Below are 24637 nucleotides of genomic sequence, written 5' to 3'. Positions count from 1 at the left end.
AATAAAATTCATGTTATGACGTATTAAGGGGAATGGTAATAAATAGGATGTAAAATTAAAATACTGAAAATTAAATCTTTTATTTCTTTTATAATTAATATAAAATTCTATATATATCATATAAATAAATTTGATACATAATGGTTCTGTGTAGAAATGTTAATAGAATGAAGCGAGGGAGCGAAATGAGACAGAAAAAGGAGCAGAAGAAACAATCGAAAAAGAAAAAGACTCATATTCCTTTTCGGTTAAATGTACTATTTTTTATCGTCTTTCTTTTATTTTCAGCTATTATAATTCAATTAGGTAAAGTACAAATCATTGATGGCGAAACGTATAGAAATGAAGTGAACAAAAAGGAAGATGTAACGGTAAGCACGCCTGTTCCTAGAGGAAAAATGTTTGATCGGCAAGGTCAAGTGATTGTAAATAACAAACCGCTACGAACCGTTACATATACGAAAATGAAAGGAGTAGATTCGAAAGAAGTTTTACAAGTCGCAAGACATTTAGCGCAGCTAATTGAAATGTCACCAGAAGATATAGGTAAGTTAACAGAAACAGATAAAAAAGATTTTTGGATGCAGTTAAATGAAAAGCGTGCCGCAGCAAAAGTAACGAAAGAAGATGAGAGTACATTTAGGAAGCAAGAGATAGAAGGGAAAGAATTAGATGGAAAAGTAGAAGAGTTGCGCCGAGAAAGAATTACACAAGAAGAATTAAGTGAACTTTCAAAAGAGGATCTAGAAGTACTAGCAATTAAAAGTAAGATGAATGCGGGATATAAAATGACGCCGCAAATTGTTAAAAAGGATGTAAGTCAAAATGAATATGCAGTCGTAAGTGAAAGATTGGCAAGTTTGCCAGGAGTGGATACGACAGTGGATTGGGAACGTGAATACCCAAATGATAAAATACTTCGTTCTATTCTTGGTAGCGTTTCTACTGAAAATGAGGGGTTGCCAAGAGAACAATTAGATTATTATTTAGTACGTGATTATAACCGAAATGACCGTATTGGTAAGAGTTACATCGAGAAACAATACGAAGATGCATTACATGGAACGAAAGAACAGACTAAAAATATTACGGATAAAGCAGGAAATATTATTCGGACGGAAAAAGTGACCGAAGGAAAAAGTGGAAATAATTTAATGTTAACAGTAGATATGGAGTTACAGAAAAAAGTAGAAGAAAGTCTTGAAAAGAATTTACGAGCATTTCATTCTGCAGAGCCGATGATGGATCGTGCGTTCGTAGTAATGATGAACCCGAAAAATGGCCAAATTTTATCAATGGCAGGAAAGAAAATTGTAAATAAAGATGGTGGGATGCAAATAGAAGATTTTGCTTTAGGAACGATGACAAGTTCTTATGAGTTAGGCTCAACTGTGAAAGGGGCTACATTATTAGCCGGATATCAAACGGACACAATTAAGCCGTATACGCATTTCTTTGATGCACCAATGTATTTTAAAGGAAGTACGAAGCCGAAGAAATCGTGGAAAGAATTTGGTGATATTGATGATTTAAGAGCTTTACAAGTATCATCAAACGTTTATATGTTTAATACAGCATTAAAAATGGCTGGTATAAATTATGTACCAAACAATCCGTTAGACATTAAACAAGAGACATTTAATAAAATGCGCTACTATTTTAGACAGTTCGGGTTAGGTGTACCAACGGGTATTGACTTGCCGAATGAATCGATTGGTCAAATGGGTAGAACTGATAACATACCAGGTTTTTTACTTGATTATGCGATTGGACAGTACGATACATATACGCCGCTTCAACTTGCTCAATATATTTCAACGATTGCAAATGGTGGTTACCGAATGAAACCACAAATTGTACAAGAAGTGAGAGAGCAACCACATAGACCAGAGGATGTTGGAAAAGTTGTCCGGTCTATTGAACCAGTTATTTTAAATCGAGTGGATATGGACACTTCATACATTAATCATGTAAAAGAAGGATTTAGAAGAGTTTTTCAAGAAACTGACGGAACAGGTACTGCAACGTTTAAAGGATTACCGTATAAACCAGCTGGAAAAACAGGGACAGCTGAAACTGTATATGGTGGAGAAAGTGATATTGGAAGAGATGAAAACTATAACCGGAAAAAATGTTATAATTTAACTCTTGCCGGTTATGCACCATATGATGCTGATCCGGAAGTAGCTTTTTCAGTTGTTGTACCATGGGTGAATGATGACAAATCAGGAATTAATTCCGCGATTGGTAAAGAGATTTTGGATGCGTATTTTGAATTGAAAACGAAAAGAGCGGGTGGAAATCCAGTCCCAGTAGAGCAGCCGAACAAGGCCCAGTAAAAATAGTATCACTGCATGGAGACATATTGTGCAGTGATATATTTTTTGAGTTAAAAAGCGTTTAAATAAGGTGGGAATGGATATGAAAGAGGAGATTAAAAGAGGCTGGGGAAAATACATACTCTTCGTGTTTGTTTTGGTAGTAGCCTATCATTCTTTTACTTTATGTAAAGTGGAAGGGAAATCAATGCAACCGACTTTATATGAAGAAGACTACGTATTTGTAAATAAAGCAGCAGTACATTTTTCTAACTTAGAGCACGGAGAAATTGTCATTATAAAGGAAGAAGATGAGTCGAAATATTATGTAAAACGAGTAATAGGACTTCCTGGTGACGTAATTAACATAACGAATGGAACAGTATATGTGAATGATAAAAAGCAAGAAGAACCGTATACAAATAAAGATTTATTCAATAATACGCAAGTGTTTTATAACTTTCAAAAGACAAAAATCCCGCCAAATAAGTTATTTGTAATGGGAGATAATCGTGAACTTAGTAGAGATAGTCGAAATGGTTTAGGATATATTGAAGAAGATAATATAATAGGCAAAGTGGAATTTGTATATTATCCTTTTTCAAAAATGAAGATCATAGAATAAGTGGGGTAATACAAAACCCCACTTATTAAAGTTTCACTTTATCTTCTTTAAAAAACCTTTAGGGTTAAATGAAATGAAAAACTTATGCTTGGATTCATCGATTATGAAATTATTATTTTTAGCTAAAAACTCTTCAACAGCTTCCATTGGGCCAGGCCCCCAATCGGGAGAAACAGGATTTCCATTAATAGATGTATCCTCTACAATAATATAACTGCCAGTAGTAACGATAGATTTATAAAGTAAAAGTTCTTTTGCTACATGCTCTTTACTATGATCTGAATCTAAAATAACTAAAATCACATCATCAGGTTTACGCATACTTAATATTTTTTGCACAGCGGTTACTGAAACAGAAGAAGCTGTTAAATACGTAATACGATCATGGGATGGACGATTTGGTTGTGGAAATACATCGATAGTCAGAACGTGTCCTTTTCCAATTAAATCTAATATAGAAGCTAAATACAGTGCACTACCACCGTAAAAGGTCCCACATTCAATAATTAAATCAGGTTTTAATTCGTAAATGATTTCTTGATATAAAAAGAGGTCAGAGGGAAGTTTGGAAATGGGAACCCCGAGCCAATGTGTATCATATAACCAGACTCGACTATCGTAATATTGTTTTAAAAATTCGCTACTTAAGTTATCCATCTTGAACACTCCTTTCTGAAACGAAAGTTGTACAATATAATATGTAAAACATAATTATAAGGAGAATGTTTTTGAATAAAAATGAGCAAAACACCTCATTAAAAACCAATTGTGTGTATAATGAAAAATCTTTGTACAGCAAATTTAATCAAAATGCAGTGTAAATCTGTAGATGAGGAGGAAAGGAAATGATCGTATGTATAAGTACACAATTTGATTCATTAGAAAAGGAAATGAAATACTCTTATTGAATAGAAATAAAAAGCCGAATATGGGAATGTGGAATGGTGTTGGAGGAAAAATAGAAGATAATGAAACGCCATACGAAGGAATAATTAGAGAAACGTTGGAGGAAACGGGAATAGAGCTTCCATGTGTAACGTATAAGGGGAATGTTATTTTTAAAGATAAAGACGAGTCTTGGCATAGTGAGGGAATGTATGTATTCCTTGCTGATTTGCCAGATGGAGTACATATGAATACACCGTTAAGTACGGCGGAAGGATTATTAGAATGGAAAGAAATTGATTGGATATTAGATGGTGATAATAGAGGTGTAGTTAGCAATTTACAAAGATACTTACCAGTAGTATTAACAGAAGAAAATCAGTTAGAGCATATATTCACATATGACAACCGGAATATTATTAATTATACAACTGTATTTTTGACAGAAGATGATGCGAACAAAAGGTATGAAAAACAACTCGTTTCTCAATAGGAAAAATATGAAAACAATCACTCTTATAATCTAGTAGATAATATTGTAATAGAGCAATCGGCTAGATAAGAATTTGGATGATATTACTTTTCTTATATTAACAGAGTAAATAAAGCGATTTGAAGGGGGGAACTCAAATTATGGCATTCAAAAACGAGGACGAACTAAATAAAGCTTTCGAGGCAGCTAAAGCGAGTTTAGCAATAGACGGTATGACCGTTACAAAAGAAATGGAAAAAATTATTAAAGCGAAGATAACAGGAAAGATAACGCACGAGCAACTTATTACATTAGCTGATGCGATTGCGAGACGTGAACGTACTTAACAATCTAGAAGCCACCACAAACTTTTGTTAAATAAACGAGAAAAAAGAGATGGCAGAACCATCTCTTTTTCATTTTCGTATACTCCATGATTAGCCACGAATCGCTTTAATAATAAAACGATGTTGCTTCACATCAAAATAACCTTTTTGTAAGATGATTTCATGTATACGATATAATTCTTCAAAATAACCTTCGACAGTAAAATCAGGAATTTGCCAAGGAATCGCTTTTAAATAATAGACGATAGCGCCAATATCATAAAAACGTTGAAAAGGAAATTCTTCTTTTGCTTCTAAAATAGTAAATCCATTTTCATTTAGTTCATTACATGCAGTTTCCAGAGACCAACTTGCAAATTCGCTATTTAGATGTATACCAAACTGCTCATTAAGTTCCGCACAATCGAGACCACCAACTTGTTGTGTAAGAAATATTCCATTAGGAGAAAGGATTCTTTTTACCTCAAAGGCAGCATATGATTCATGTTGATTCACAATGAAATCAAACTGACCATCTTGAAATGGTAAAGCAGTATCCTCAGTTACCTCTACAACAGTAACCCCTAAAGGCTCTAATTTCTTTCGAGCAATTGGCACGTTTGGAGCGTAACCCTCAGTCGCATAAATAGTTGACGGGAACGGTTGTAACATAGACAAAAACTCTCCGCCGCCAGTCCCCATATCAAGCATTGATTTTGCACGCTGCATAAGCTGGAAAGCAGTGCTGCCGTACGACCACGATAAAGGTTCGCTATTCATTCGACCAGTTTCTGAAATGAAAGAAAAATCCCAGCCGCTAAAATGTGTATTTGCACTTTCTAATAAAGTTAAAAATAATGGATCACGTTTCATAATTTTGTCCTCCTATTTTTTAACAAATGATATGATGAGAAAAGAAAAAGGGAGGACCTCTTATTAAAGTGAAGCGGTTTTACGTTTCGTGTTCGAATAGATTCATATAAATTTGCTCCTTGTGAGAATGGTTATTTATATATTCGGGATAATCGAGTGGAAATCCTTTGAATTTATTAGGGAAGGTGAGCGTACGATCAAATTTTGGATAGGGTATACAGTAAATCTACATTGTGCCAAGATATTTCACATTTCTATTACATAACAATAAAGTCGTACTGTTTATAAAAAAGTGGCACCGTTTTATCCCTTTGGATGTACTTATCTATGGGGATATTTTTATTAATAAAAGAAATAGATATATATACTGAATATAAAAACGTTTTAATTCTTTGAAAACATTCGATAATTTAGTATTGTTTATATATGGAATGTTTTATTTGTACGAAAAGAGGGTAATGGGCTAGATGAAAAAAATGAAAAATGTAATGTTGCTAGTGTTGTGTTTCTTATGTTTAAGTGGTTGTAATTATGAAGATGAAGATCAGGTGAAAAAATATGTGAAAAAAAAGCACGGAATTGATGTGATTGTAACACATTGGGGTGCTATACATGAAGGGAATATGGGACATACATATCATACTGTTCAAGCAAAAAACAATAAAAATATTCAATTTAGAGTAGAGGTAGATGGTTTCTTATATTCAAGAATAAAAGGGGATGAATATCAATACGGAAAAAAAACATATGAGGAATATAAGAAATTTAAGCCAATGCTAGAGGAAATGAAAAAATTAGGTTACGTAGAACCTGAAAATAAAAATGTTTTTCAATATATAGTGGATGATGATATAGAGGAGAAACCAACTGATGAGTTATTATTAACTTTAAAAACGAGTGACAAGATTGATTACAGTCAATTTGAATCAAAAGAATTAGATCGTTTATATGCTCTAATCCAATTCATTCAGAAGAGTAATAAAAAGATAACAAAACTTGAAATTGAGGATTATAATGGTGAATCTATAGGCCTCCCTTTTCATAATGTGCAAAAAGCTATAACGAAAGAAGAACTGCTTTTAACAATGAAAAACACCGTAAGTGGTTATTGGACATATTTGATTCAAACTGAAACAAAAGTAGGCCAAAGGTTAAATGAAATTCAAAATGATCGTTTTGTAATTGAAGATATTACTTGTTCACACCCGAAAGACGGCAATTGTCTAGAGTATGAATTGACTTTAGTTTTCAATGACAGTGAGATAAAATATAGAAATGATTCCTATGTAATAGAGGATTTGAGAAAGGTAGTCACTATTCTTAAAGAAGAACTATATAATAAGGAATTTAACATATTTTTAAGGAACAAGGATGGAACAAGTTATTCACTCTGGCTATCATCAGAAAAAATCAAGAAAAGTAATAACATAGAAGAGTTAGTAAAATAAAGGTATAAAGAAGAATTTTAAAGCACTTTTTACGTTTATAATTGCTTTATATAAAAGGAAAAAACGCTTATACTTCATTTTTGAAGCATAAGCGTTTTTGTTTAAAATACTTAAAAAGAAAAATCTTTTGGTAAAGTACCATTTTTAAGCACCGTTCGTAACCCATGTTTTATAATCCAAGGGTTAACAGGATACTGGTTATCGCGTAATTGCTGCAACCATTGAAAAACGAGTTCTTTATCTTCTTTCGTAATATCGTTAATATGATTGGCTACTGATTTTTGGACATATTTAGAAGGGTCATTCATTAATGGCTCTAAAAGTTTTAAATTGTTCTTAAAGTCACCTTTCAGAGCTCCTATTTTTTTAGCCCAAGGAAGTCTTGGTCTTGTACCTTCGGAAACTAATCTCCTAATGTGGCTGTTTTCGTCATGAATCCACTGTTGTAATATGTTTAGTGTATCTTCATGATATGTTTCAAGAAAAGGCCGAATGGCATATTCAGCAGTATTCCTTTTTGTTATTTCATACATTGCGTTGAATGAGGTTTCAAAATCGTTAAGCCCATATTTTTCAACGTATTTTGCAATAGGCATGTACATATATCCGTTTGTAAATGTGCCTACTTCTGTTGTATTTTCTGGTCCCAATGTTTTCAGTAATATATGTATTGCTGCATGAAAATCTTTTTGTAAAGCATTGTGTAATTCATCTGCAATTACTTCAATACGCTGCTTTAACTCTAAACTTTCAACTTTACATGTTACGGAAGATACGAAGTTTCTTTTCGAGAAAGTAGGAACGTGTTTACAAATAGAATCAGCCATACTTTCTGCTAATTCTTCATTAAATAAAAATTTCAACGGAACATATTTACCCATGTTTTCACCTCGGTGGTCAAATAAAAACAATTTTTATTTTTTAATCGACAATCCATAAACCAAAGTCTCACTCGGAGTCGTAATACTAAAACCAGTCGTCTTATAATCAAGTTTCACCGTATCACCAGTGTAGTCTTTCGTGAATGAATCCATTTGTACGATAAGCTCTGCATCTTCATATACAACGTCATCTGCATCATATGTATCCCAAATTAAATCCACATCAACGAAAATACTACAAGAGTTTGTCATTGTTCCTCTAATGCGAATGATCTTTTTGTCTTCACGTTCTAATCTATGTATAGCTGCTTTTGCTTCATCAGTAATACGAATGTTCATGGTATCCCAACCTTTATTTATATTTCCTTTATTATTGCAAAAACAGGAGCAATAGGGAAGGGAGAAGCATTGGAATAAAAAACGAGCAAACAAATTTGTTTGCTCGTTTTACTTTATTTTAGTTCACATTTATCAAGTGGAATCACTTTCGTTTTCTTCGTAAATTTATATCCTAACCATAGTACTAAGAAAAGTGGTAAACCGATATAAGAAACGAGTACACCGTTCCAATCGATTGATTCGCCCATAAATGCGCCGTAGTTTTGACCTAAAATTACGATGACACAAAGTGCAAATGCGAAGATTGGACCGAACGGGAACCATTTCGCTCTATATGGTAAGTCTTTTAAATCTTTACCTTGAGCGATATATGCTTTACGGAAACGGTAATGACTAATTGCGATTCCGACCCATGCGATAAAGCCAGACATTCCAGATGCGTTTAATAACCAAATGTATACAACACCGTCACCGAATAATGAGGCAATAAAAGCGATACTACCGACAATTGACGTTACGATTAATGCGTTAACAGGTACACCGCGGCTATCTAATTTACCAAGAAACTTTGGTGCTTTTCCCTGGCGAGCTAGATCCCAAAGCATACGAGTTGATGCATACATACCAGAGTTACCAGCAGACAGTACTGCCGTTAAAATAACAGCGTTCATAACAGAAGCAGCAAAGGCAACGCCCGCTTTTTCAAAAATAAGTGTAAATGGACTTACTGTTACATCGCTTGCAGCAAGGCTTTCAGTCGTATAAGGAATTAATAAACCGATAACGAGAATCGCAAGGATATAGAATAAAAGAATACGCCAAAAGATCGAGCGAATTGCTTTTGGAATGTTACGCTCTGGATCAGCAGTTTCACCAGCAGCTACTCCTAATAATTCAGTTCCTTGGAAGGAGAAACCAGCAGCCATAAATACACCGATAATTGCCATAATGCCGCCATTAAATGGTGCATCTGCAACAGTGAAGTTTTTAAAGCCAACAGATTCGCCGCCCATAATTCCAAAAATCATCATGAAGCCGACAATTAAAAAGATAATAATAGTAACTACTTTAATAAGTGCGAACCAATATTCAGATTCACCAAACCCTTTAACAGATAAATAGTTTAAAAGGAAAATAATAGCTAAACATAATCCACTCCAAATAAGAGAAGGAGTATCTGGGAACCAAAATTTCATAATTAATGTTACAGCAGCTAGTTCAGCAGCAATTGTAATGGCCCAGTTATACCAATAGTTCCATCCAAGTGCAAAGCCAAGTGATGGATCAACAAACTTTGTTGCGTACGTACTAAAAGATCCAGTAACAGGCATGTAAGCTGCGAGTTCAGCTAAGCTTGTCATTAAAAAGTAAACCATAATTCCAATTGCGGCGTATGCAATTAATGCACCGCCAGGACCAGCAGAATGGATAACACCACCGCTAGCAAGAAATAGTCCGGTACCGATTGTACCACCGAGAGAAATCATCGTAAGGTGACGAGATTTTAATCCGCGTTTTAATTCACCCTGTCCTTGTGTAGTTTGCGTTTTAGAGGTAGATTGATTTGTTGCGCTATTCATGTTCAACACTCCTTTTCTTGTAGGTTAGGAAGGAGCGGGGGAGAAAAATACAAAAAACCGCCAAAGGAATTTGGCGGAACGTTTCACAAATAACCACCCCATCATACCCTTCCGTTAAGATAGCACCCCACGTTTACACGGTAATTTTGTAAACGTGACAGTTCTGTTCCTTTCGGAGACAGCCCCAGCTTATACTTCCAGAGAAGAAATATAAACTTCGGCAACTTTTCCTTTCAAACGAAGTCAGGGACATTCTCAGTGTCTCGTCCGTTTTACTTTTAAAAGTCGCAACCTCTACCTCATCGGATTGATGAGGATTTTATATATTGCTAAGATTTTTAATATATGGCAATTGTAATGAGTTTCTGAATATATTGCAAGATATTTTGTTAGGAAAAGTCAAAAAATATCGGTTATTGTATAGGAAACGCTTGCAAAACTCCACCCGAACCTACTGTTATGTAACAAAAAATAAAGAAAGAAATTGTTATACAAATGTTTCGCAAAAAATATTGGAAAACCCTTTAAAAATAAAAGAAAATTCTGAAAATATAATTCGACATAACTATTAAAAGAGGATTATTCCTTAAATTCGTTTCAAAGAATAAGTATAAATTTGATAAATAGAATGAATATTCTTTTTATTTCTGATAAAATTGAGGTATTGTTTAATTGAAAAGGGGAAATCAACATGAAATTAGAAACAGAAAGGCTCTATATAGTGCCGTGTACAAAAGAGAGTATTCACGTTGCTAACGAGCAAGGATATAATAGTGGTCCACATATTGTAGGGCATGTAGAAAATATAAAGCAAGATAAGGATTTATTACCTTGGGGCGCGTGGTATGTCATTCGAAAAGAAGATGACATCGTTCTAGGTGATGTAGGGTTTAAAGGGAAACCAAATGAGGAACATACAGTAGAAATTGGTTATGGATTTATTGAGAAATATTGGAATAAAGGGTATGCAACAGAAGCTGTAAGAGAATTAATAAATTGGGCTTTTCAAACAGAACAGGTAGAAACAATTATTGCAGAGACACTTCTAGAAAATGATGGATCGATTCGTGTATTAGAGAAATTACATATGAAAAGAATTGGCACTACAGAGACAATGATAAATTGGAGAATGGAAAAATAAAAAATACCGCTCGAAGTATATCGGGCGGTATTTTTATCGTTATGGTAGCATTTGCTTTTGATCATTCGGATATCCGGCGGTCGATGCGTTAGAATGTTTGGAATGATTGCGAACAGCAATGAAAATAGAAATAATAACGACAAGACCAACTGCCACGTAAGAAAGTGAAATAATAGTTGGATCCACTTTAAATGTAGTAAGCAGTGTACGAATGTTTGTAAAGATAATAAGGCCACCAACTAATACGCCAAGTAAATGAGAAGGTACGATGCGCACTAACCACGCGGCGATTGGTGCCGCAACGATACCACCGAGCATGAGAGAAAATACCCAAACCCAACTTACTTGTTCCCAGCCAAGTGAAATGAAAAATCCAATTGTTGCAGCGAGTGAAACAGGAAATTCACTCGTATCTACAGAGCCGATAACTTTTCTAGCTTCGTTTCCTCTTGCTAAAAGTACAGGTGTCGTAATTGGACCCCAGCCACCACCACCAGTTGAATCAACGAATCCAGCGAATAAGCCAAGCGGAACAAGCTGTTTAGCAGACATACGTTTCTTTGAAGTGACAATTTGTTTTTGAATGATGAATCGTAATAAAATATAAACCCCTAAAGTAAATAAAAATACGGAAATGTACGGTTTAATTACATCGCCAGGTAAATTACTTAAAAAACATGCCCCAATAAATGCGCCAACTGCTCCTGGCAATGTAAGCCTGGAAACGGTATATTTATCAACGTTTCCAAATTTGATGTGGGATGCACCAGAAGCGGCGGTTGTAACGACTTCAGCTAAATGAACAGATGCGGAAGCGACAGCAGGTGCGATACCAAACATTAGTAAAAGTGAGGTAGATGTTACCCCATACGCCATTCCAAGTGCTCCGTCAATCAATTGAGCGAAAAATCCAATAATAGCAAAGACAATTAATTTCTGCATAAATAATCCCCCTGTAATAGTAAATGAAAAAGGCACTTTTCCCGTATGAGAAAAGTGCCTTTGGTTTTTCCAATCAGCAATAATTAAATTTGTTTCATTATAATACACATTAATCGTATAAATCAACTAGGTTTTAAAGTTTTTTGAATTGAACGAAATAAAAATAAAATATACAATAAAAGGATGGAGAGAAAGGGGAGAAAGACATGTTACGATTTGATCATCTCGTACACGCAGTGAATTGTACACCGGAGGAAGCGGCAAAGCAAATGCAGGAACTTGGATTTCATACTGTATTAGGCGGAGAGCATACTACTTGGGGTACTTGGAATAGTTTAAGTTATTTTGATTTATCATACATAGAATTTCTGGCAGTTCAACATGAAGAAAAAGCGAAAGAAGCAGAAAATCCATTAGTACAAGAAACAGTGGTGAAATTACAAACTGGAGAAGGTATGTTACAAATCGCAATTCGAACAGATGCCATTGAAGAATTAGCAGATCAGTTTAGTAAATACGGTTTACAAACGATAGGGCCATTTGAAGGGAAGCGTATGAGAAAAGATGGCCGCCTTTTAGAATGGAAAATGTTATTTGTAAAGCAAGAAGAAAATGGACCGAAATTACCTTTCTTTATACAGTGGAATGAAACAGACGAAGAAAGAAGAAATGATTTACGCAACATAGGGACAATCACTGAACATAAAAACAAAGTACAACAAATTGAAACGATTCATTACGCAGTGAAAAGCGTTCGAGAAACGGTGCGGAAATGGAAAGAAGTAATGGGGCTAACCGCAAGCTCAATCATACAAAATGAAGAATGGAATGCGGAGTGTCAAAGCGTATCATTCGGTGACATTCATGTGCAGTTTTGTGAACCGGTTGGAGAAGGGCTAGTACAAGAATGTTTGAAGCATCGTGGCGAATATCCATTTGCAGTGGAGTTTAAAGGGGAAAATAAACGAGAGCATGAAGTGTTAGGTAGTTTGTACATATATTGATAGAGGTGAATGTTTTGGAAGAAATGCTTAGAGAGATAGAGAGAAGACTAGAATGGCCTCGTATTATAAAGTGTACAGCTATTTCAAAAGGTTTTTCACATGAAGAGAAATATAAAGTTGAATTAGAGAATCGAGAAACATATTTTGTAAAAGTATGTGATGCTGTTCATTTTGAGCGAAAACATGAAGAATATACGTATATGAAACAATTAGAGTTATTACATATTCCAACGCCCAAGTTGATTCATTTCATAAAACTTGAGGAACTAAATAAAGGTGTTCAAGTATTTGAATGGACCCAAGGTGTAAATGGTGAAGAAGGTTTAGGGAAGTTATCGGTGGAAGAACAGTATAATGCAGGAAGAAAAGCAGGGGAAGTGTTAAAGAAGATTCACTCACTAGAAAGAGAAAGTGCGAGTGATACCTGGGAAACGGTTCGATGGAATAAATATGAAAGATACGTAGAAGCGTTAGCAAACTATGAAATAGACTTCCTTGATTTAAAGCCAGTTTTAAGATTTGTAGGGGAGCATAAACAATTATTGAAAAATCGCCCTATTACCTTTTTACACGATGACTTCCATCCAGCAAATAGTATGATTCATAATAAGGAATTTATCGTTATCGATTTTGGTGGATATGATTTTGGCGATCCAATACACGATTTTTATAACGTAGCGATTTTTACTACAAGAATAAGCAAACCATTTGCGGTTGGACAAGTTCAAGGTTATTGCGGAGGCGAACCATCGCTTCATTTTTGGCAACTGTACTCATTATATGCAGCAATGACATTCCCAGCTGATATCGTATGGACAAACCGAAGTACGCCACATTTAGTAGATGATATGAAGGAAAGATTGAACGGAATTTTAGAAGATCATAATCATTTTTCATCCTATATTCCAAAATGGTATCAATCACAACATGAGGATATAATAAACAATAAGTAATGGAGGGATTTATATGGATAAAATAGCGGTAATTTCAGATATTCACGGTAATATTCCGGCATTAGATTCTGTACTGAAAGATATTAAAGTAAGAGGAATTGAGCACATCATTTGTCTTGGAGATCTAGTTGGAAAAGGTCCTCATTCTAGCGAAGTGATTGAAATCATTCGTAAAGAATGTGATGGAGTTGTAATGGGGAACTGGGATGATTTTATTACAAAACCGACTGAATTTCAGGCGTTAAAATGGCATCAAAAACAACTATCGGAAGAACACAATGACTATTTAAGAAACTTACCATTTTCAATCGAATTTTATATGAGCGGCAAACTCATTCGTATGTTCCACGCTTCGCCGAGAAGTTTATATGAAAGAATTCAACCACATGCCTCAAGAGAAGAACGGATTAGTATGTTCGAAAACAGTGAGCTCACAGAGAATATAGAAGGGGAAAGAAAACCAGATGTCGTTTGCTACGGTGACGTTCACCAAGCGTTCGTTCAAAATTTCAGAGGGAAAACGTTATGTAATGCTGGTAGTGTAGGTAATCCTCTTGAAATTACACAAGCGTCCTATTTAATATTTGAAGGAACTTACGATAAAAAAGAAGCAGCGAGCTTTTCCATTCAACTCGTACGTGTACCGTATGATATTGAATTGGCCATCAGGCTAGCAGAAGAACTCAATATGCCAGAGATTGAAGAATACAAACAAGAGTTACGCACTGCTTTATATCGAGGATTTAAGGGAAAGTAAGCCAATCATAATATATCAACGATTTTTCAAATATATCTATCGTAACTTAAAATATATCAACGATTTTTTCGATATATCAACGATTCGACAAAGGATATCGACTTACCGACAAATAGTGACACATAATGTTACTCATAATAATATTATGTAAACAGGTTGTGTGGAGGAAATATCATGAACCGAAAACAACGTATGAAAGAAATTGTAGATCATATTTTAAAATTAAACGTAACCCATCCAACAAGAGTTGGAGTAAGTGGTATTACAGCGTCAGGAAAAACAACATTCGCAAACGAATGAGCATAATCCGAAAGAGTGTGCGGATGTTGTTTTTCAGAATAGCAATTTTGACGATCCGTTAGTTATATGTAAAGGAATTTAATATCGTTTATATAGCAAAAAATTTGTGAAAGGGTGATGTTTTGGGTGGATAAAAAAGATAATCCGAACGAATGGCCTGTGTGGGCGAATGAGTCAGTAGAGATAGTTAATGCAAATCCTGATTGGCAAGATAAAGGCCGATGTGAAGAACAGCAACTATATGAACTGCTTGCTCCTCACGGTATAAGCAAAGTAATACATATAGGAAGTACATCCATACCTGGTTTACCAGCAAAACCTATCATTGATTTAATGGCTGAAATAGACTCATTTGATAGAGTACTACATATTTCAGCGAAATTGGGCATATATAATTGGCATTATGTAAGCCCAGAATTAGATGAAAGACCTTGGAGAAGGTTCTTTGTGAAAGTTAAGAATAATAGGCGTGTAGCGCACCTGCATTTGATGGTTAAAGGAACTGAGCGATGGGAGCAACAACTTTTATTTCGCAATCGCTTACGAGAAAATCCACAATTAGTTTATGAGTATTCAAATCTTAAACAAGATTTAGCTAAAAAATTTAACCAAGATAGAGAAGCATACACAAAAGCTAAAACAGAATTTATTAAACAAGTTCTAAAATGATTTAAATTTTGATTGTAACTACGTTTGAATATAAAAGAAAAAACATACTTTATTTTATAACTTAAACTTACATGAAATGCATGTAAACAAAGTGAGAGACTACGATGCTCTAATGTATTTCCTTTTATTTATCATGATAAATTTTATATAATTGAATCAAGTTCATAGAAAGATAGGTACTAAAACGATTCTAAAAATCGACTTGATTTTATGAAAAAAATTAAAGGGAATAAGGAAAAAATAAGTTAATAAAGTACAAAGGGGACAGGAAATCTAATGAATGAAGTACTAGAATTAAAAGAAGAACTACTACAAATTAAAAATAATAATTATGCTGTACCAGAAGATGTAGATGCATATCCATATGCGCAGTGGATGTTAGATTATATCGGATCACCTGATGCTGAATTACGCGATGATTTAATTTATAGTACGCTTCATACATGGATTACAAGTGATGTGTTTAGACAAAAAGAATTACGAGGGTTAATGCTACAAGCGATTAGTCCTGATTATTTATTTTATAAAATTGGTGAAAAGGGCACAGACTCTGTATTTAAACGTGCATTCTCCGTATTAATTCCGCCACTTATTTTATCTGTTCATGAAAGAGAACCATTGTTATCTGAAGAGCAACTGTACAGTGTGGCAGAACAAGTGTTGGAATATGTATATTTAGAAGAAGATGTAAGAGGTTACGTAGAAGGAAAAGGTTGGGCACATTCTACAGCACACGCAGCGGATGCCCTCGATGCTTTAGCGCGTACAATACAAAATCGTGAGTTTTCATATGCAATACTAGCTGCTGTTCGCCAGAAGGTTCGATTGGGTGATTACGTATATGTACACTTTGAGGATGAGAGATTAGTAAAGCCAATTATGTCATTACGCAACCAAAATCTATTAACTGAAGAAGAGTGGAGCAATTGGCTACAAAGTATAGCAACTGTTGAAGATATCCGACATCCGCAGCATGCTATTTTAGTACAAAATATTAGAACTTTCTTAAGAAGTTTTTATTTTAGAGTTTTAGAGGCGGAAGGTAGTACAGCCTTTACAGATGATATATTGGAGACTTTGAAGGATTTGCGTAGGTATTAAAAATATATCCAAATTAAGAGCAAATTACATAAAACCAACACCCCCCAACCATACTAATAAAATGTGTTGGAGGTGAATGTTATGGATGAAAAAGACTTTGAAAAAGTTTACAATGATTACTTACATCAAGGAGAAGAGCAAGTGCAATTTGAAGTAGACCATGAAGTCAATTCAGGAGCAGAACAAATTGTTGCCGTTCGTAAAAATGATGATGGGGATTTAATAGCGTTTAAAACAAGTAGCGGAAGAGAGTTAGATTATATAGCTGCTCTTAGTGAAGCGAAATCAGGGAAGTTAGCTCATGTGGACGTATTTCATAAGTATGGTAGAGATATTATACGTAGTGAACCTGATGGAATAAAAGAAAATAACTTAGATAATTTACCTTCATTTTAAACGGGTAAACCTCAAGAAGAGAATGTTCATTTGGATATTCTCTTCTTTGTTTTGCGAAGTTTTCCTTGCAAAAAGACGGTTCATTTTTAATGTGCGATCATACTTTTAAAGAGCGCTCTAAATTTCTCTTTATCTTCTGCTGTAAATGGTTTCGGTCCCTTTGTACGCTTACCACTTTTTCGAACCATTGCACTTAAATATCGTGTTTGTAACAATTGTTCAATGTTATCATTCGTATACTTATAGCCTTTATGGTGTAGCACGATACAGCCTTTTGCTAAAGCGAGTGAAGCAAGGCCATAATCTTGTGTTACGATTAAATCTTCTTTTTGAGCTAATTGCATAATCCGGTAATCTGCAGCATCTGCTCCGGAATCAACATAAATTGTTTCTACACCTTTTGGCTGCTCCGCATTAGAATAATGAGAAAAACTAGTAACGAGGGTTACAGGGATTTCAACATTCGTAGCTTCTAAAATAATTACATCTTTTACAGGACAAGCATCTGCATCAACGTAAATTTTCATTTTTACCACTCCTATAAAGTGAAACTTTAATCAGTGGGGGGATTCATCCTCCACTAATTATTAGTTGAACCAATCGGACATTTACGGGCAGTTGATCTCCCACCTAACTTCTTTGTTACAGCTGAATTTTGAGCTGGGAGTTTTATTGCTCGTTAATGCGGGGTAACTAGGTTCGTGTTGATAATAATGGTAGATTTAGGTTTTGTCAAACGAGGATTTTGTATTTTAACTTACAAAAATTGTATATTTTTTAAAGTATATGCTAATATATAATTGATGGAATAATAATAATTTTCGGAAAGAAGGAATGGAATGATTTATAAAGCAGATAACAATGTAAGGGAAAAGTTAGTTGAGATGTTTGGGAATTTCGATAGTACTATTGTACTTTCCTATCTCCAAGGGCATATGGGAAGTGCGTGGGTAGACAATCCTGAAAATCCAACTGTTGCTCAAATAACTGTAGGAATTTTTGTGTTTTATGCCGGGAATCCAAACGCAAAAGAGGCGGAAGAATTACTATATAATCTACCTGATTTTACTCTTGCCATTGTTGATTCGGATGAATGGAAAAAACGGATAGAGACTGTTCACAAAGGATCAATTGAGAAGTTTCAAAGGTTTAGATTTAATAAGAATCCCGGCGATTTAGATAAAGAATATATACGGGATATTTTGTCTACATTACCTCAAGATTATGAAATGAAAAAGATCGATAAAGATATAGCAAAGTTTTCTTCATTTCATGCACTATCAGAAGATTTTACTAGTCAGTTTAATTCAATGGATGATTTTATTGATAGGGGCGTAGGGTACGCCATTTTAAATGAAGGACAAGTTGTTTCTGCTGCAACATCCTTTAGTATATTTGATGATGGAATCGAGATTGAAATTGCGAGTCATTCTGAACATAGAAGAAAAGGTTTAGCTAAGATTGTAGCATCTGCACTTATATTAGATTGTTTAGATAGAGGGAAATATCCTAGTTGGGATGGAGCAAATTCTGAATCTGTTGAACTAGCAAAAAAGCTAGGCTATACTTTTAAAGAATCTTATGATACATATTTTATTGAAATACAAAAATGAATCAATACAAGTACATAAACTAAAGTGGTTTTTAGTTTATGTACTTATTTAAAAATTAATGAAATTCTATTGACGATATGTAAGGATGCTACTTATTTTCCACAAACCAAAATAGCCTCACGTAAACGAGAAATCCCTTCCTCAATTTGATCAATATTCACTTTTCCATAAGATAAACGAATATAACCATCTTTCGCACCGAAAATACTACCGGGCATAAAGGCGATTTCTTGTTTTAAACTTTGCATAATAAGTTGTTTTTCGTTTATCGGTTCTTTTAATTTTCCCCATATGTATATACCACCGGTCGGATTTGAAAATGAGATTTTATCGTGAAGTTGCTTATTTAGGGCACGAACGATAACGTCTCTTTTTTCTGCTAGTTGTTTTCGTAACGGTACGATATGTGACTGAAATGGTACAGTTTCGAAAAATTGCTGCATAAGCCACTGCGGGAAAATGCTCATACCTAATTCCATTTGATGCCGTGCGTCAGATAACCTTTCAACTACAGACTGCGGGGCGACAAGCCAGCCAACTCGTAAGCCTGGTGCAATCATTTTTGATAAGGAATGTACATAAATGACTGTCCCATTTTCATCTATTGATTTTAAAGTAGGGCAAGGTTGTTTCTTTTCTAGCGTAAGTAGACTGGACGGATCATCTTCCACAATCGCAATTCGTAAGTCTGCGCAAAGTGATAACAGTTTTTTTCTACGGTTTGGATGTAGCATTGTGCCCGTAGGATTTTGGAAATTTGGATTTAAAAAGATCATTTTAATACGGTGCTTTCTATATAACTCTTGCACATCGTCTGGATTAATACCGTGTTCATCGACAGGTAATGGGAAAATACGAATACCTGCTGATTGGAATAACGGTAAGGAATAACAGTGCGATGGACTTTCGAAAGCGACAGCATCACCGGGATTTAATAAACATTGTACGATAAGGTGAAGTGCTTGCTGTGCGCCAGATGTAATCATAATGGATTGTTCAGTCGCTTCAACTTTTAAATATTCCTTCATATATTTTACGACCGCTTGTCTTAGCGGAAGATAGCCTTGCGGATGATCATAACTTAATGAATGCGTTAACGGTTGTTCTCGTAAAATCGTTTGTAGTTGCTCGTGAGGATAGAGATTACAACCGAGCTCTCCGTTTGCAAAATCTATAATATTTTCATTTTGTTGTACTTCTGCTCGAATATGGCGAAGTAAGGGTAAGTTTGGTAAGAAAGTACCACCTTCTACGAAATTTCTCCAGTTCGGCGTTAATGTTGGAGAAACACCCCACATATGTGTACTCACACGTGTACCTTTACCAGTCGTACTTTCTACAATTCCCATAGCACGCAGCTCATTATAAGCAGTCGTTACCGTACTTCGGTTTACATTTAATTGCGTAGCTAATTTCCGTTCTGAAGGGAGGAAGCTTCCAGGAGGAAGTTCTCCGTATGTAATACGTTTTTCAATAAAGTCAACAACTTGCTGATAAATTGGGATTTTACTGTCGTTATCTAGCTTCCATTCCATACAAACGCCTCCGCATCTCTTATATACATTCAGTATAACAAATTGGCTGGGGAAAAAAACAGCCAATTGGACGGTGCTATATCCAGCCAATTTTACTATGCTAAATATGGAAGGGGAGATTCGGATGAAACGATGGCAAATGGAGTGGCTCCTAGTATCAGTAGCATTAGTATGGGGAGCAAATTATACAATTGGAAAGTATGGCGTGGCATATATGTCATCCATTCAATTTAATAGTTTACGATTTTTAGTAGCATCTCCGGTATTATTACTTATTACATTTATGATGGAACGCTCATTACGTATTGAAAGAAAAGATTGGTTACGATTAATAGCAGTCGGTATCGTTGGTACGGCAATGTATCAAACGATGTTTATGCTATCTGTGAAATATACTTCAGCAACGAACGCCTCATTATTAATTGCGATGTCACCTATTTTTACAGGGATATTAGCAGTATTACACAAACAAGAACGTTTTTCGATGAAAGTTCAAATTGGTTCAATCGTAGCGTTTATTGGTGCAGCATTCGTTTTATTAACAGGGCATACAGGAGGAGCTACTTACGAGTATGCGTGGCTCGGAAATATAATTGGATTAGTCGCAGCAATTGCTTGGGGATGGTATCCAATTTTAGCACAACCTCTTATTACAAAATACTCCGCAATGAGAGTGACTTCATGGTCTACTTTAATTGGAATTGTACCGCTTGTTATATACTGTTTATTCAATGTAAACACATTAACGTGGCCAGTAGACATGCCAAGCTGGGGTTCTCTAGCATATTCAATCATCTTTGCGACCATCTTTGGGCTAGCAATGTGGTATGTTGGCATTAGTCAAATAGGTTCAACGAAAGTAATGGTTTATATGTATCTTGTACCATTGTTCGCAGTTATCTTTGCGGCAGTAACAATTGGGGAGCAAATTAATATGATGCAACTCGTTGGCGGACTTATTATTTTCATTGGCTTATATGTTGTAAAAAAAGGCGGAATCAAAAAGCCTGCTCTTAATTTGAAAAAGGTAAGTTAACAGTAAAAATGATCTCTTTCATATAGAAGGAGATCATTTTTTATTTCGTAATAAAAGCGCTTGTTCAACCGCCCATTTTTGATGATCGTGAATGAGAAGCTCTACAGCATGTAAAGGAGACATCCACCTTAGAACATGATCCTTCTCACAGTTTTCAGTTTGTTTCTGCACCATGTTCGCAATGTAAAAGAACCCATCATTTAAATAATATGTATCTTCCTTTTCAGCATAAAAATATCGCATTGCATTACCGATATACTGTTCAATTTCAATTGCCCATCCTAATTCCTCTAGTAATTCACGATGTATACATTCTTCTTTTGTTTCATTACCTTCCATACCACCGCCGGGTAAAAAGTAGCATTCTCCTTTTTGGATAACAGCAATCTTTGAAGAAGATGATTGAAAAATAATCGCATAACAACTAGGTCTTAATACATATTGTTCAGTAGGCTTTTTATAACCAAAAGTAAGTTAAGACATCATAAAACACCTCATTTCTCTATAAAATACATAAAAGGAATATTAAGGTAAGTGCAGAATTATATAAGTATAATCTTATGAGATTGGAGTGTTACCAAAATGATAAATCGAAAATGTTCAAGGTGTAAAGAAATAACAGGTGCGTTGCACGGTGGTAAAAAAATTAAGGAAGAATTTTTGTGTGAAGACTGTTTGCAAAAAGGAATTGCGAGTGGGGAAATCGAATTATCACAAGTGGAAGAAAAACAAACTTCATATCTTTCTATAAAAATATTAAAAATAATGAGTGTGATTTATTTAATAGGATCAATTTTAATGGCTTTTTCTGCTGGATCGCTTATACATGATCCAGGATTTGGAGAAGTATCAATTTCAGGATCAGGTGCAGTTGGTGTTATTATTATTGGATCCATATTCCAGTCGGTACTTGTATTTTGCGGTATTTGGGTATTCATCCTATTAGTAGAAACAGTCATTAAAATTTATGAAAAAATGAAGTGAGTGAGAGGGAGAAATACATGCGAGTAAGAAACATACAAGGGGAAGATTATGTAAAGATTCATTCTGTTTTAAATGATTGGTGGGGCGGGAGAGACATGGCGGACATGTTGCCAAAATTGTTCTTCGTTCACTTTCAAGAAACGAGTTTTATCATTGAAGAAGAGGGAGAAACATTAGGTTTCTTATGCGGATTCTTTTCACAAACGCATAAAGAGGAAGCGTACGTTCACTTTATCGGTGTAAATCCGAAGTATAGAAGAAGAGGAATCGCATCAACATTGTATTCATATTTCTTTGATATCGCCCGTGCAAATAACCGTAAAGTTGTAAAAGCAATCACATCACCAGTTAATAAAAAATCGATACAGTTTCATAGGGAGATTGGCTTTCAAATTGAAGCTGGAGATGATGAGATAGAAGGTGTATCGGTACATACAAATTATGACGGGAACGGCGGGAGTAGAGTTTTATTTTTAAAGCATGTGTAAAAGTAGGCTAGCGCCAAGTTAGCCTTTTTGTTGTGAGGAGGCAAGGATATGGAGAGTTCTCAAAGTAGAAATGAGTATGTAAGACGCATACATACAGTTCAAGATTATATAGAATCAAACATAGACAGTTCACTATCCATTGAAGAGTTAGCGGATATAGCAGGATTTTCGAAGTATCATTTTCATCGGATTTTTAAAGGAATAGTTGATGAGCCATTATCTCGGTATGTGAATCGCTTGAAACTAGAAAGGGCAACACATCTACTTACATATCGAGCAGACATGACGATTACAGATATTGCGTATCACTTCGGATTCACAGATTCAGCTGTTTTCTCCCGAACATTTAAAAATTATTACGGAGTAAGTCCGTCTCAATATCGAAACGACAATAGCAAGAATTGCAAAGACGTAAGCAGAGCTTCTCAATACAATGAATGTAAGAAGGTTCGAGGTAATGTTGAAATTGTAACAGCGGATGATATAAACCTCGCATACATAAGACATATTGGTACATATGAGGAGTTAACTATAGCTTTTCCAGAAATGATAGAGAAATTATTTTATTACGCAGCTAAGCAAAACTATCATGTATTTGAGGATACGAAAGTATTAACCATTTACCACGATCATCATGAATTTACTGAGGACTATCATTTAAGAACAAGTTTATGTATAACAATTCCGGATGCGTCCGCAGTAAAAACGAGTGATATTGGAATAATGGTAATACCTTCTGGAAAGTATGCAGTAGGGCATTTTGAAATATTCCAGGATGAATATAAAGGAGCATGGGATTTCTTATACGGTGAGTGGCTTCCAAATAGCGGATATAAACCGAGAGATTCGTATCCTTTTGAAGTATATAGAAATAATCCCAATCAGCATCCCAAGCATAAACATATAGTTGATATATATGTACCTATCGAACCTTTTTAATCATAAGTTAAAGGGGAAAGAATAATGAAAACTGCTGAAAAGTTAGATCAAATTATAAAAGAAGAATATAAAAATATGAATGGTATGTTAGTAGTGCAGAAAGAGAATGTTATTTTTGAAAAATATTATAACGGACACGGTCCAGATGATGCATTTCATGTAGCATCTGTCACAAAAACGATAATCTCTGCGTTAATTGGGATATGTATAGATAAGGGCTATATAAAAAGCGTTGATCAAAAAGTAATAGAGTTTTTCCCTGAATATAAACTTAAGGCATCTGAAATAACAGTGCGACACCTCCTTACAATGACAGCACCATATCCTTTTGTAGACTGGCAGGAACCGTTAGAAGAACTATGTACACAAGAGGATTGGGTACAGTATACACTTAATAGAATGGGGAACGGCGGAGAAATCGGATTTTTTAAATACTCATCTGCAGGAGCTCATGTACTATCAGCAATTATTACGAGCGCAACAGGAAAAAGTGCTCGTGAATTTGCAAACGAATACTTATTTCAGCCACTCGGCATGAGAGAAATTCCAAACTACAATATGAAAGCATTTGGATTCGATGACTTATTCGGAAAAGATGTAAAAGGATGGGGTCATGATCCAAACGGTATTTCAACGGGTGGATGGGGACTAACGTTAACGATTAGGGATATGGCTAAGTTTGGACAGATGTATTTGAATGAAGGTATTCATAATGGAAAACAAATACTATCAAAATCATGGATAAAAGAATCAACAGAAATGAACCAAAATCAATATGGTTATTTATGGTGGTTACGAGAAGAAGATGGAATCTTTTCATACTGTGCTATGGGTGATGGTGGGAATATGATTTGTTGTGTACCGGAGAAGGATTTGGTTGTAGTAATTGCTTCTGAAGTTATGCCGAATGCACGGGATAGATGGGAATTAATTAAAGGGTGCATACTTCCTTATTTAAAAGATTAAAATGGTTATTTTTATAAAAATAAGAATGAAAGGTTTAGTTAAACTTGTTTTGTTCTCCATGATAGA

27 protein-coding genes, 1 pseudogene and 1 riboswitch are annotated in these 24637 nt (G+C 34.9%); of the genes and pseudogenes, 19 read left to right on the top strand and 9 right to left on the bottom strand.

Translation table 11 applies throughout. From position 1 onward, the window contains the following. Window positions 1–185: 185 nt before the first annotated feature. The gene (locus ACXY7N_RS29270) at window positions 186–2339 is read left to right on the top strand and encodes a peptidoglycan D,D-transpeptidase FtsI family protein (protein WP_016136748.1); all 2154 of its coding nucleotides are present in this window, start codon (window positions 186–188) and stop codon (window positions 2337–2339) included. Window positions 2340–2421: 82 nt separating this feature from the next. Continuing rightward, window positions 2422–2943, top strand: a complete 522-nt coding sequence (gene lepB, locus ACXY7N_RS29265; protein WP_016087302.1) for a signal peptidase I — start codon at window positions 2422–2424, stop codon at window positions 2941–2943. A gap of 33 nt (window positions 2944–2976) precedes the next feature. On the opposite strand, the gene ACXY7N_RS29260 is transcribed toward lepB, so the two are convergent. Next, the gene (locus ACXY7N_RS29260) at window positions 2977–3609 is read right to left on the bottom strand and encodes a cephalosporin hydroxylase family protein (protein ID WP_033659717.1); all 633 of its coding nucleotides are present in this window, start codon (window positions 3607–3609) and stop codon (window positions 2977–2979) included. Window positions 3610–3820: 211 nt separating this feature from the next. Here ACXY7N_RS29260 and ACXY7N_RS29255 point away from each other — a divergent pair, with 211 nt between their 5' ends. Next, window positions 3821–4321, top strand: coding sequence for an NUDIX hydrolase (locus ACXY7N_RS29255; RefSeq protein WP_488592832.1), 501 nt, complete (start codon window positions 3821–3823; stop codon window positions 4319–4321). Between the two features lie 140 nt (window positions 4322–4461). Next, complete coding sequence (locus tag ACXY7N_RS29250) at window positions 4462–4647, top strand: antitoxin VbhA family protein (RefSeq protein WP_098985916.1); 186 nt, start codon at window positions 4462–4464, stop codon at window positions 4645–4647. A gap of 90 nt (window positions 4648–4737) precedes the next feature. On the opposite strand, the gene ACXY7N_RS29245 is transcribed toward ACXY7N_RS29250, so the two are convergent. Next, window positions 4738–5499, bottom strand: coding sequence for a class I SAM-dependent methyltransferase (locus tag ACXY7N_RS29245; protein WP_016136745.1), 762 nt, complete (start codon window positions 5497–5499; stop codon window positions 4738–4740). Between the two features lie 467 nt (window positions 5500–5966). On the opposite strand from ACXY7N_RS29245, the gene ACXY7N_RS29240 reads away from it, so the two are divergent. Further along, a complete protein-coding gene (locus ACXY7N_RS29240) occupies window positions 5967–6947 on the top strand; it encodes a hypothetical protein (protein WP_016087307.1) in 981 nt (326 codons plus the stop codon). Window positions 6948–7057: 110 nt separating this feature from the next. Here the strand turns inward: ACXY7N_RS29240 and ACXY7N_RS29235 are convergent, their stop codons facing one another. The 3 genes from ACXY7N_RS29235 to ACXY7N_RS29225 form a co-directional block, all read right to left on the bottom strand. Further along, window positions 7058–7828: a DNA alkylation repair protein gene (locus ACXY7N_RS29235; protein ID WP_353811168.1), complete on the bottom strand. Its 771-nt coding sequence runs from the start codon at window positions 7826–7828 to the stop codon at window positions 7058–7060. 33 nt (window positions 7829–7861) lie between these two features. Beyond that, on the bottom strand, window positions 7862–8167 hold the full coding sequence (locus tag ACXY7N_RS29230) for an iron-sulfur cluster biosynthesis family protein (RefSeq protein ID WP_016134839.1): 306 nt from the start codon (window positions 8165–8167) through the stop codon (window positions 7862–7864). A gap of 113 nt (window positions 8168–8280) precedes the next feature. Beyond that, the gene (locus ACXY7N_RS29225; RefSeq protein WP_016087310.1) at window positions 8281–9747 is read right to left on the bottom strand and encodes an amino acid permease; all 1467 of its coding nucleotides are present in this window, start codon (window positions 9745–9747) and stop codon (window positions 8281–8283) included. A gap of 112 nt (window positions 9748–9859) precedes the next feature. Then, window positions 9860–10052: riboswitch (Lysine riboswitch) on the bottom strand. 386 nt (window positions 10053–10438) lie between these two features. Here ACXY7N_RS29225 and ACXY7N_RS29220 point away from each other — a divergent pair. Beyond that, window positions 10439–10888: a GNAT family N-acetyltransferase gene (locus ACXY7N_RS29220; RefSeq protein ID WP_116363793.1), complete on the top strand. Its 450-nt coding sequence runs from the start codon at window positions 10439–10441 to the stop codon at window positions 10886–10888. Window positions 10889–10927: 39 nt separating this feature from the next. Here ACXY7N_RS29220 and ACXY7N_RS29215 read toward each other — a convergent pair whose 3' ends face one another. Further along, window positions 10928–11830 carry a sulfite exporter TauE/SafE family protein gene (locus tag ACXY7N_RS29215; RefSeq protein ID WP_016136743.1) on the bottom strand — a complete coding sequence of 301 codons (903 nt, stop codon included), beginning with the start codon at window positions 11828–11830 and terminating at the stop codon, window positions 10928–10930. Between the two features lie 206 nt (window positions 11831–12036). On the opposite strand from ACXY7N_RS29215, the gene ACXY7N_RS29210 reads away from it, so the two are divergent. From ACXY7N_RS29210 to ACXY7N_RS29180, 7 genes are all read left to right on the top strand, one after another. Next, on the top strand, window positions 12037–12834 hold the full coding sequence (locus ACXY7N_RS29210) for a VOC family protein (RefSeq protein WP_116363792.1): 798 nt from the start codon (window positions 12037–12039) through the stop codon (window positions 12832–12834). A 14-nt stretch (window positions 12835–12848) separates the two neighbouring features. Then, the gene (locus tag ACXY7N_RS29205) at window positions 12849–13787 is read left to right on the top strand and encodes an aminoglycoside phosphotransferase family protein (RefSeq protein WP_116363791.1); all 939 of its coding nucleotides are present in this window, start codon (window positions 12849–12851) and stop codon (window positions 13785–13787) included. Between the two features lie 13 nt (window positions 13788–13800). Beyond that, window positions 13801–14544 carry a metallophosphoesterase family protein gene (locus tag ACXY7N_RS29200; RefSeq protein WP_016136741.1) on the top strand — a complete coding sequence of 248 codons (744 nt, stop codon included), beginning with the start codon at window positions 13801–13803 and terminating at the stop codon, window positions 14542–14544. A gap of 174 nt (window positions 14545–14718) precedes the next feature. After that, window positions 14719–14844 (top strand): hypothetical protein, encoded by a 126-nt coding sequence (locus ACXY7N_RS29195; RefSeq protein WP_016087316.1) that lies wholly within the window; start codon window positions 14719–14721, stop codon window positions 14842–14844. 126 nt (window positions 14845–14970) lie between these two features. Beyond that, a complete protein-coding gene (locus ACXY7N_RS29190; protein ID WP_116363790.1) occupies window positions 14971–15513 on the top strand; it encodes a GrpB family protein in 543 nt (180 codons plus the stop codon). A 276-nt stretch (window positions 15514–15789) separates the two neighbouring features. After that, complete coding sequence (locus ACXY7N_RS29185) at window positions 15790–16614, top strand: DUF2785 domain-containing protein (protein WP_116363789.1); 825 nt, start codon at window positions 15790–15792, stop codon at window positions 16612–16614. Window positions 16615–16695: 81 nt separating this feature from the next. After that, window positions 16696–17010, top strand: coding sequence for a DUF3892 domain-containing protein (locus tag ACXY7N_RS29180; RefSeq protein ID WP_016134832.1), 315 nt, complete (start codon window positions 16696–16698; stop codon window positions 17008–17010). Between the two features lie 86 nt (window positions 17011–17096). Here the strand turns inward: ACXY7N_RS29180 and ACXY7N_RS29175 are convergent, their stop codons facing one another. Further along, window positions 17097–17537 (bottom strand): YaiI/YqxD family protein, encoded by a 441-nt coding sequence (locus ACXY7N_RS29175; protein ID WP_016134831.1) that lies wholly within the window; start codon window positions 17535–17537, stop codon window positions 17097–17099. Window positions 17538–17849: 312 nt separating this feature from the next. Between ACXY7N_RS29175 and ACXY7N_RS29170 the strand changes: the two genes are divergently transcribed. Further along, window positions 17850–18623: a GNAT family N-acetyltransferase gene (locus tag ACXY7N_RS29170; protein WP_016134830.1), complete on the top strand. Its 774-nt coding sequence runs from the start codon at window positions 17850–17852 to the stop codon at window positions 18621–18623. Between the two features lie 92 nt (window positions 18624–18715). Here the strand turns inward: ACXY7N_RS29170 and pdxR are convergent, their stop codons facing one another. Continuing rightward, the gene (gene pdxR, locus ACXY7N_RS29165) at window positions 18716–20158 is read right to left on the bottom strand and encodes a MocR-like pyridoxine biosynthesis transcription factor PdxR (RefSeq protein WP_016134829.1); all 1443 of its coding nucleotides are present in this window, start codon (window positions 20156–20158) and stop codon (window positions 18716–18718) included. A 124-nt stretch (window positions 20159–20282) separates the two neighbouring features. On the opposite strand from pdxR, the gene ACXY7N_RS29160 reads away from it, so the two are divergent. Then, entirely contained in the window at window positions 20283–21194 is a 912-nt protein-coding gene (locus ACXY7N_RS29160) for a DMT family transporter (protein WP_016134828.1), read from the top strand. 33 nt (window positions 21195–21227) lie between these two features. On the opposite strand, the pseudogene ACXY7N_RS29155 reads toward ACXY7N_RS29160, so the two are convergent. Further along, window positions 21228–21668 (bottom strand): annotated as a pseudogene (locus ACXY7N_RS29155) (NUDIX hydrolase); the annotation flags it as partial. Between the two features lie 108 nt (window positions 21669–21776). On the opposite strand from ACXY7N_RS29155, the gene ACXY7N_RS29150 reads away from it, so the two are divergent. Genes ACXY7N_RS29150 through ACXY7N_RS29135 form a run of 4 tightly spaced genes read left to right on the top strand, consistent with a single transcriptional unit; the run spans window position 21777 to window position 24571 of the window. Continuing rightward, window positions 21777–22178 carry a DUF3980 domain-containing protein gene (locus ACXY7N_RS29150; RefSeq protein ID WP_016087323.1) on the top strand — a complete coding sequence of 134 codons (402 nt, stop codon included), beginning with the start codon at window positions 21777–21779 and terminating at the stop codon, window positions 22176–22178. 17 nt (window positions 22179–22195) lie between these two features. After that, complete coding sequence (locus tag ACXY7N_RS29145) at window positions 22196–22666, top strand: GNAT family N-acetyltransferase (protein ID WP_016134826.1); 471 nt, start codon at window positions 22196–22198, stop codon at window positions 22664–22666. A gap of 48 nt (window positions 22667–22714) precedes the next feature. After that, window positions 22715–23605 carry an AraC family transcriptional regulator gene (locus tag ACXY7N_RS29140; protein ID WP_016134825.1) on the top strand — a complete coding sequence of 297 codons (891 nt, stop codon included), beginning with the start codon at window positions 22715–22717 and terminating at the stop codon, window positions 23603–23605. A 24-nt stretch (window positions 23606–23629) separates the two neighbouring features. Then, window positions 23630–24571, top strand: a complete 942-nt coding sequence (locus ACXY7N_RS29135; RefSeq protein ID WP_116363788.1) for a serine hydrolase domain-containing protein — start codon at window positions 23630–23632, stop codon at window positions 24569–24571. Window positions 24572–24637: the final 66 nt, after the last annotated feature.

It is taken from the genome of Bacillus sp. 5w2, from assembly GCF_054353775.1.
This window is presented reverse-complemented; position numbering and strand designations above follow the sequence as displayed.

Bases quoted from the DNA above. Each gene is read 5' to 3' on its own strand.
- ACXY7N_RS29210 (WP_116363792.1), top strand. From the start codon at position 12,037: ATGTTACGATTTGATCATCTCGTACACGCAGTGAATTGTACACCGGAG.
- ACXY7N_RS29225 (WP_016087310.1), bottom strand. From the start codon at position 9,747: ATGAATAGCGCAACAAATCAATCTACCTCTAAAACGCAAACTACACAA.
- ACXY7N_RS29150 (WP_016087323.1), top strand. From the start codon at position 21,777: ATGATAAATCGAAAATGTTCAAGGTGTAAAGAAATAACAGGTGCGTTG.
- ACXY7N_RS29145 (WP_016134826.1), top strand. From the start codon at position 22,196: ATGCGAGTAAGAAACATACAAGGGGAAGATTATGTAAAGATTCATTCT.
- ACXY7N_RS29250 (WP_098985916.1), top strand. From the start codon at position 4,462: ATGGCATTCAAAAACGAGGACGAACTAAATAAAGCTTTCGAGGCAGCT.
- ACXY7N_RS29270 (WP_016136748.1), top strand. From the start codon at position 186: ATGAGACAGAAAAAGGAGCAGAAGAAACAATCGAAAAAGAAAAAGACT.
- ACXY7N_RS29235 (WP_353811168.1), bottom strand. From the start codon at position 7,828: ATGGGTAAATATGTTCCGTTGAAATTTTTATTTAATGAAGAATTAGCA.
- ACXY7N_RS29240 (WP_016087307.1), top strand. From the start codon at position 5,967: ATGAAAAAAATGAAAAATGTAATGTTGCTAGTGTTGTGTTTCTTATGT.
- ACXY7N_RS29175 (WP_016134831.1), bottom strand. From the start codon at position 17,537: ATGAAAATTTACGTTGATGCAGATGCTTGTCCTGTAAAAGATGTAATT.
- ACXY7N_RS29160 (WP_016134828.1), top strand. From the start codon at position 20,283: ATGAAACGATGGCAAATGGAGTGGCTCCTAGTATCAGTAGCATTAGTA.
- ACXY7N_RS29185 (WP_116363789.1), top strand. From the start codon at position 15,790: ATGAATGAAGTACTAGAATTAAAAGAAGAACTACTACAAATTAAAAAT.
- ACXY7N_RS29215 (WP_016136743.1), bottom strand. From the start codon at position 11,830: ATGCAGAAATTAATTGTCTTTGCTATTATTGGATTTTTCGCTCAATTG.
- ACXY7N_RS29140 (WP_016134825.1), top strand. From the start codon at position 22,715: ATGGAGAGTTCTCAAAGTAGAAATGAGTATGTAAGACGCATACATACA.
- ACXY7N_RS29195 (WP_016087316.1), top strand. From the start codon at position 14,719: ATGAACCGAAAACAACGTATGAAAGAAATTGTAGATCATATTTTAAAA.
- ACXY7N_RS29170 (WP_016134830.1), top strand. From the start codon at position 17,850: ATGATTTATAAAGCAGATAACAATGTAAGGGAAAAGTTAGTTGAGATG.
- pdxR (WP_016134829.1), bottom strand. From the start codon at position 20,158: ATGGAATGGAAGCTAGATAACGACAGTAAAATCCCAATTTATCAGCAA.
- lepB (WP_016087302.1), top strand. From the start codon at position 2,422: ATGAAAGAGGAGATTAAAAGAGGCTGGGGAAAATACATACTCTTCGTG.
- ACXY7N_RS29230 (WP_016134839.1), bottom strand. From the start codon at position 8,167: ATGAACATTCGTATTACTGATGAAGCAAAAGCAGCTATACATAGATTA.
- ACXY7N_RS29200 (WP_016136741.1), top strand. From the start codon at position 13,801: ATGGATAAAATAGCGGTAATTTCAGATATTCACGGTAATATTCCGGCA.
- ACXY7N_RS29220 (WP_116363793.1), top strand. From the start codon at position 10,439: ATGAAATTAGAAACAGAAAGGCTCTATATAGTGCCGTGTACAAAAGAG.
- ACXY7N_RS29135 (WP_116363788.1), top strand. From the start codon at position 23,630: ATGAAAACTGCTGAAAAGTTAGATCAAATTATAAAAGAAGAATATAAA.
- ACXY7N_RS29180 (WP_016134832.1), top strand. From the start codon at position 16,696: ATGGATGAAAAAGACTTTGAAAAAGTTTACAATGATTACTTACATCAA.
- ACXY7N_RS29245 (WP_016136745.1), bottom strand. From the start codon at position 5,499: ATGAAACGTGATCCATTATTTTTAACTTTATTAGAAAGTGCAAATACA.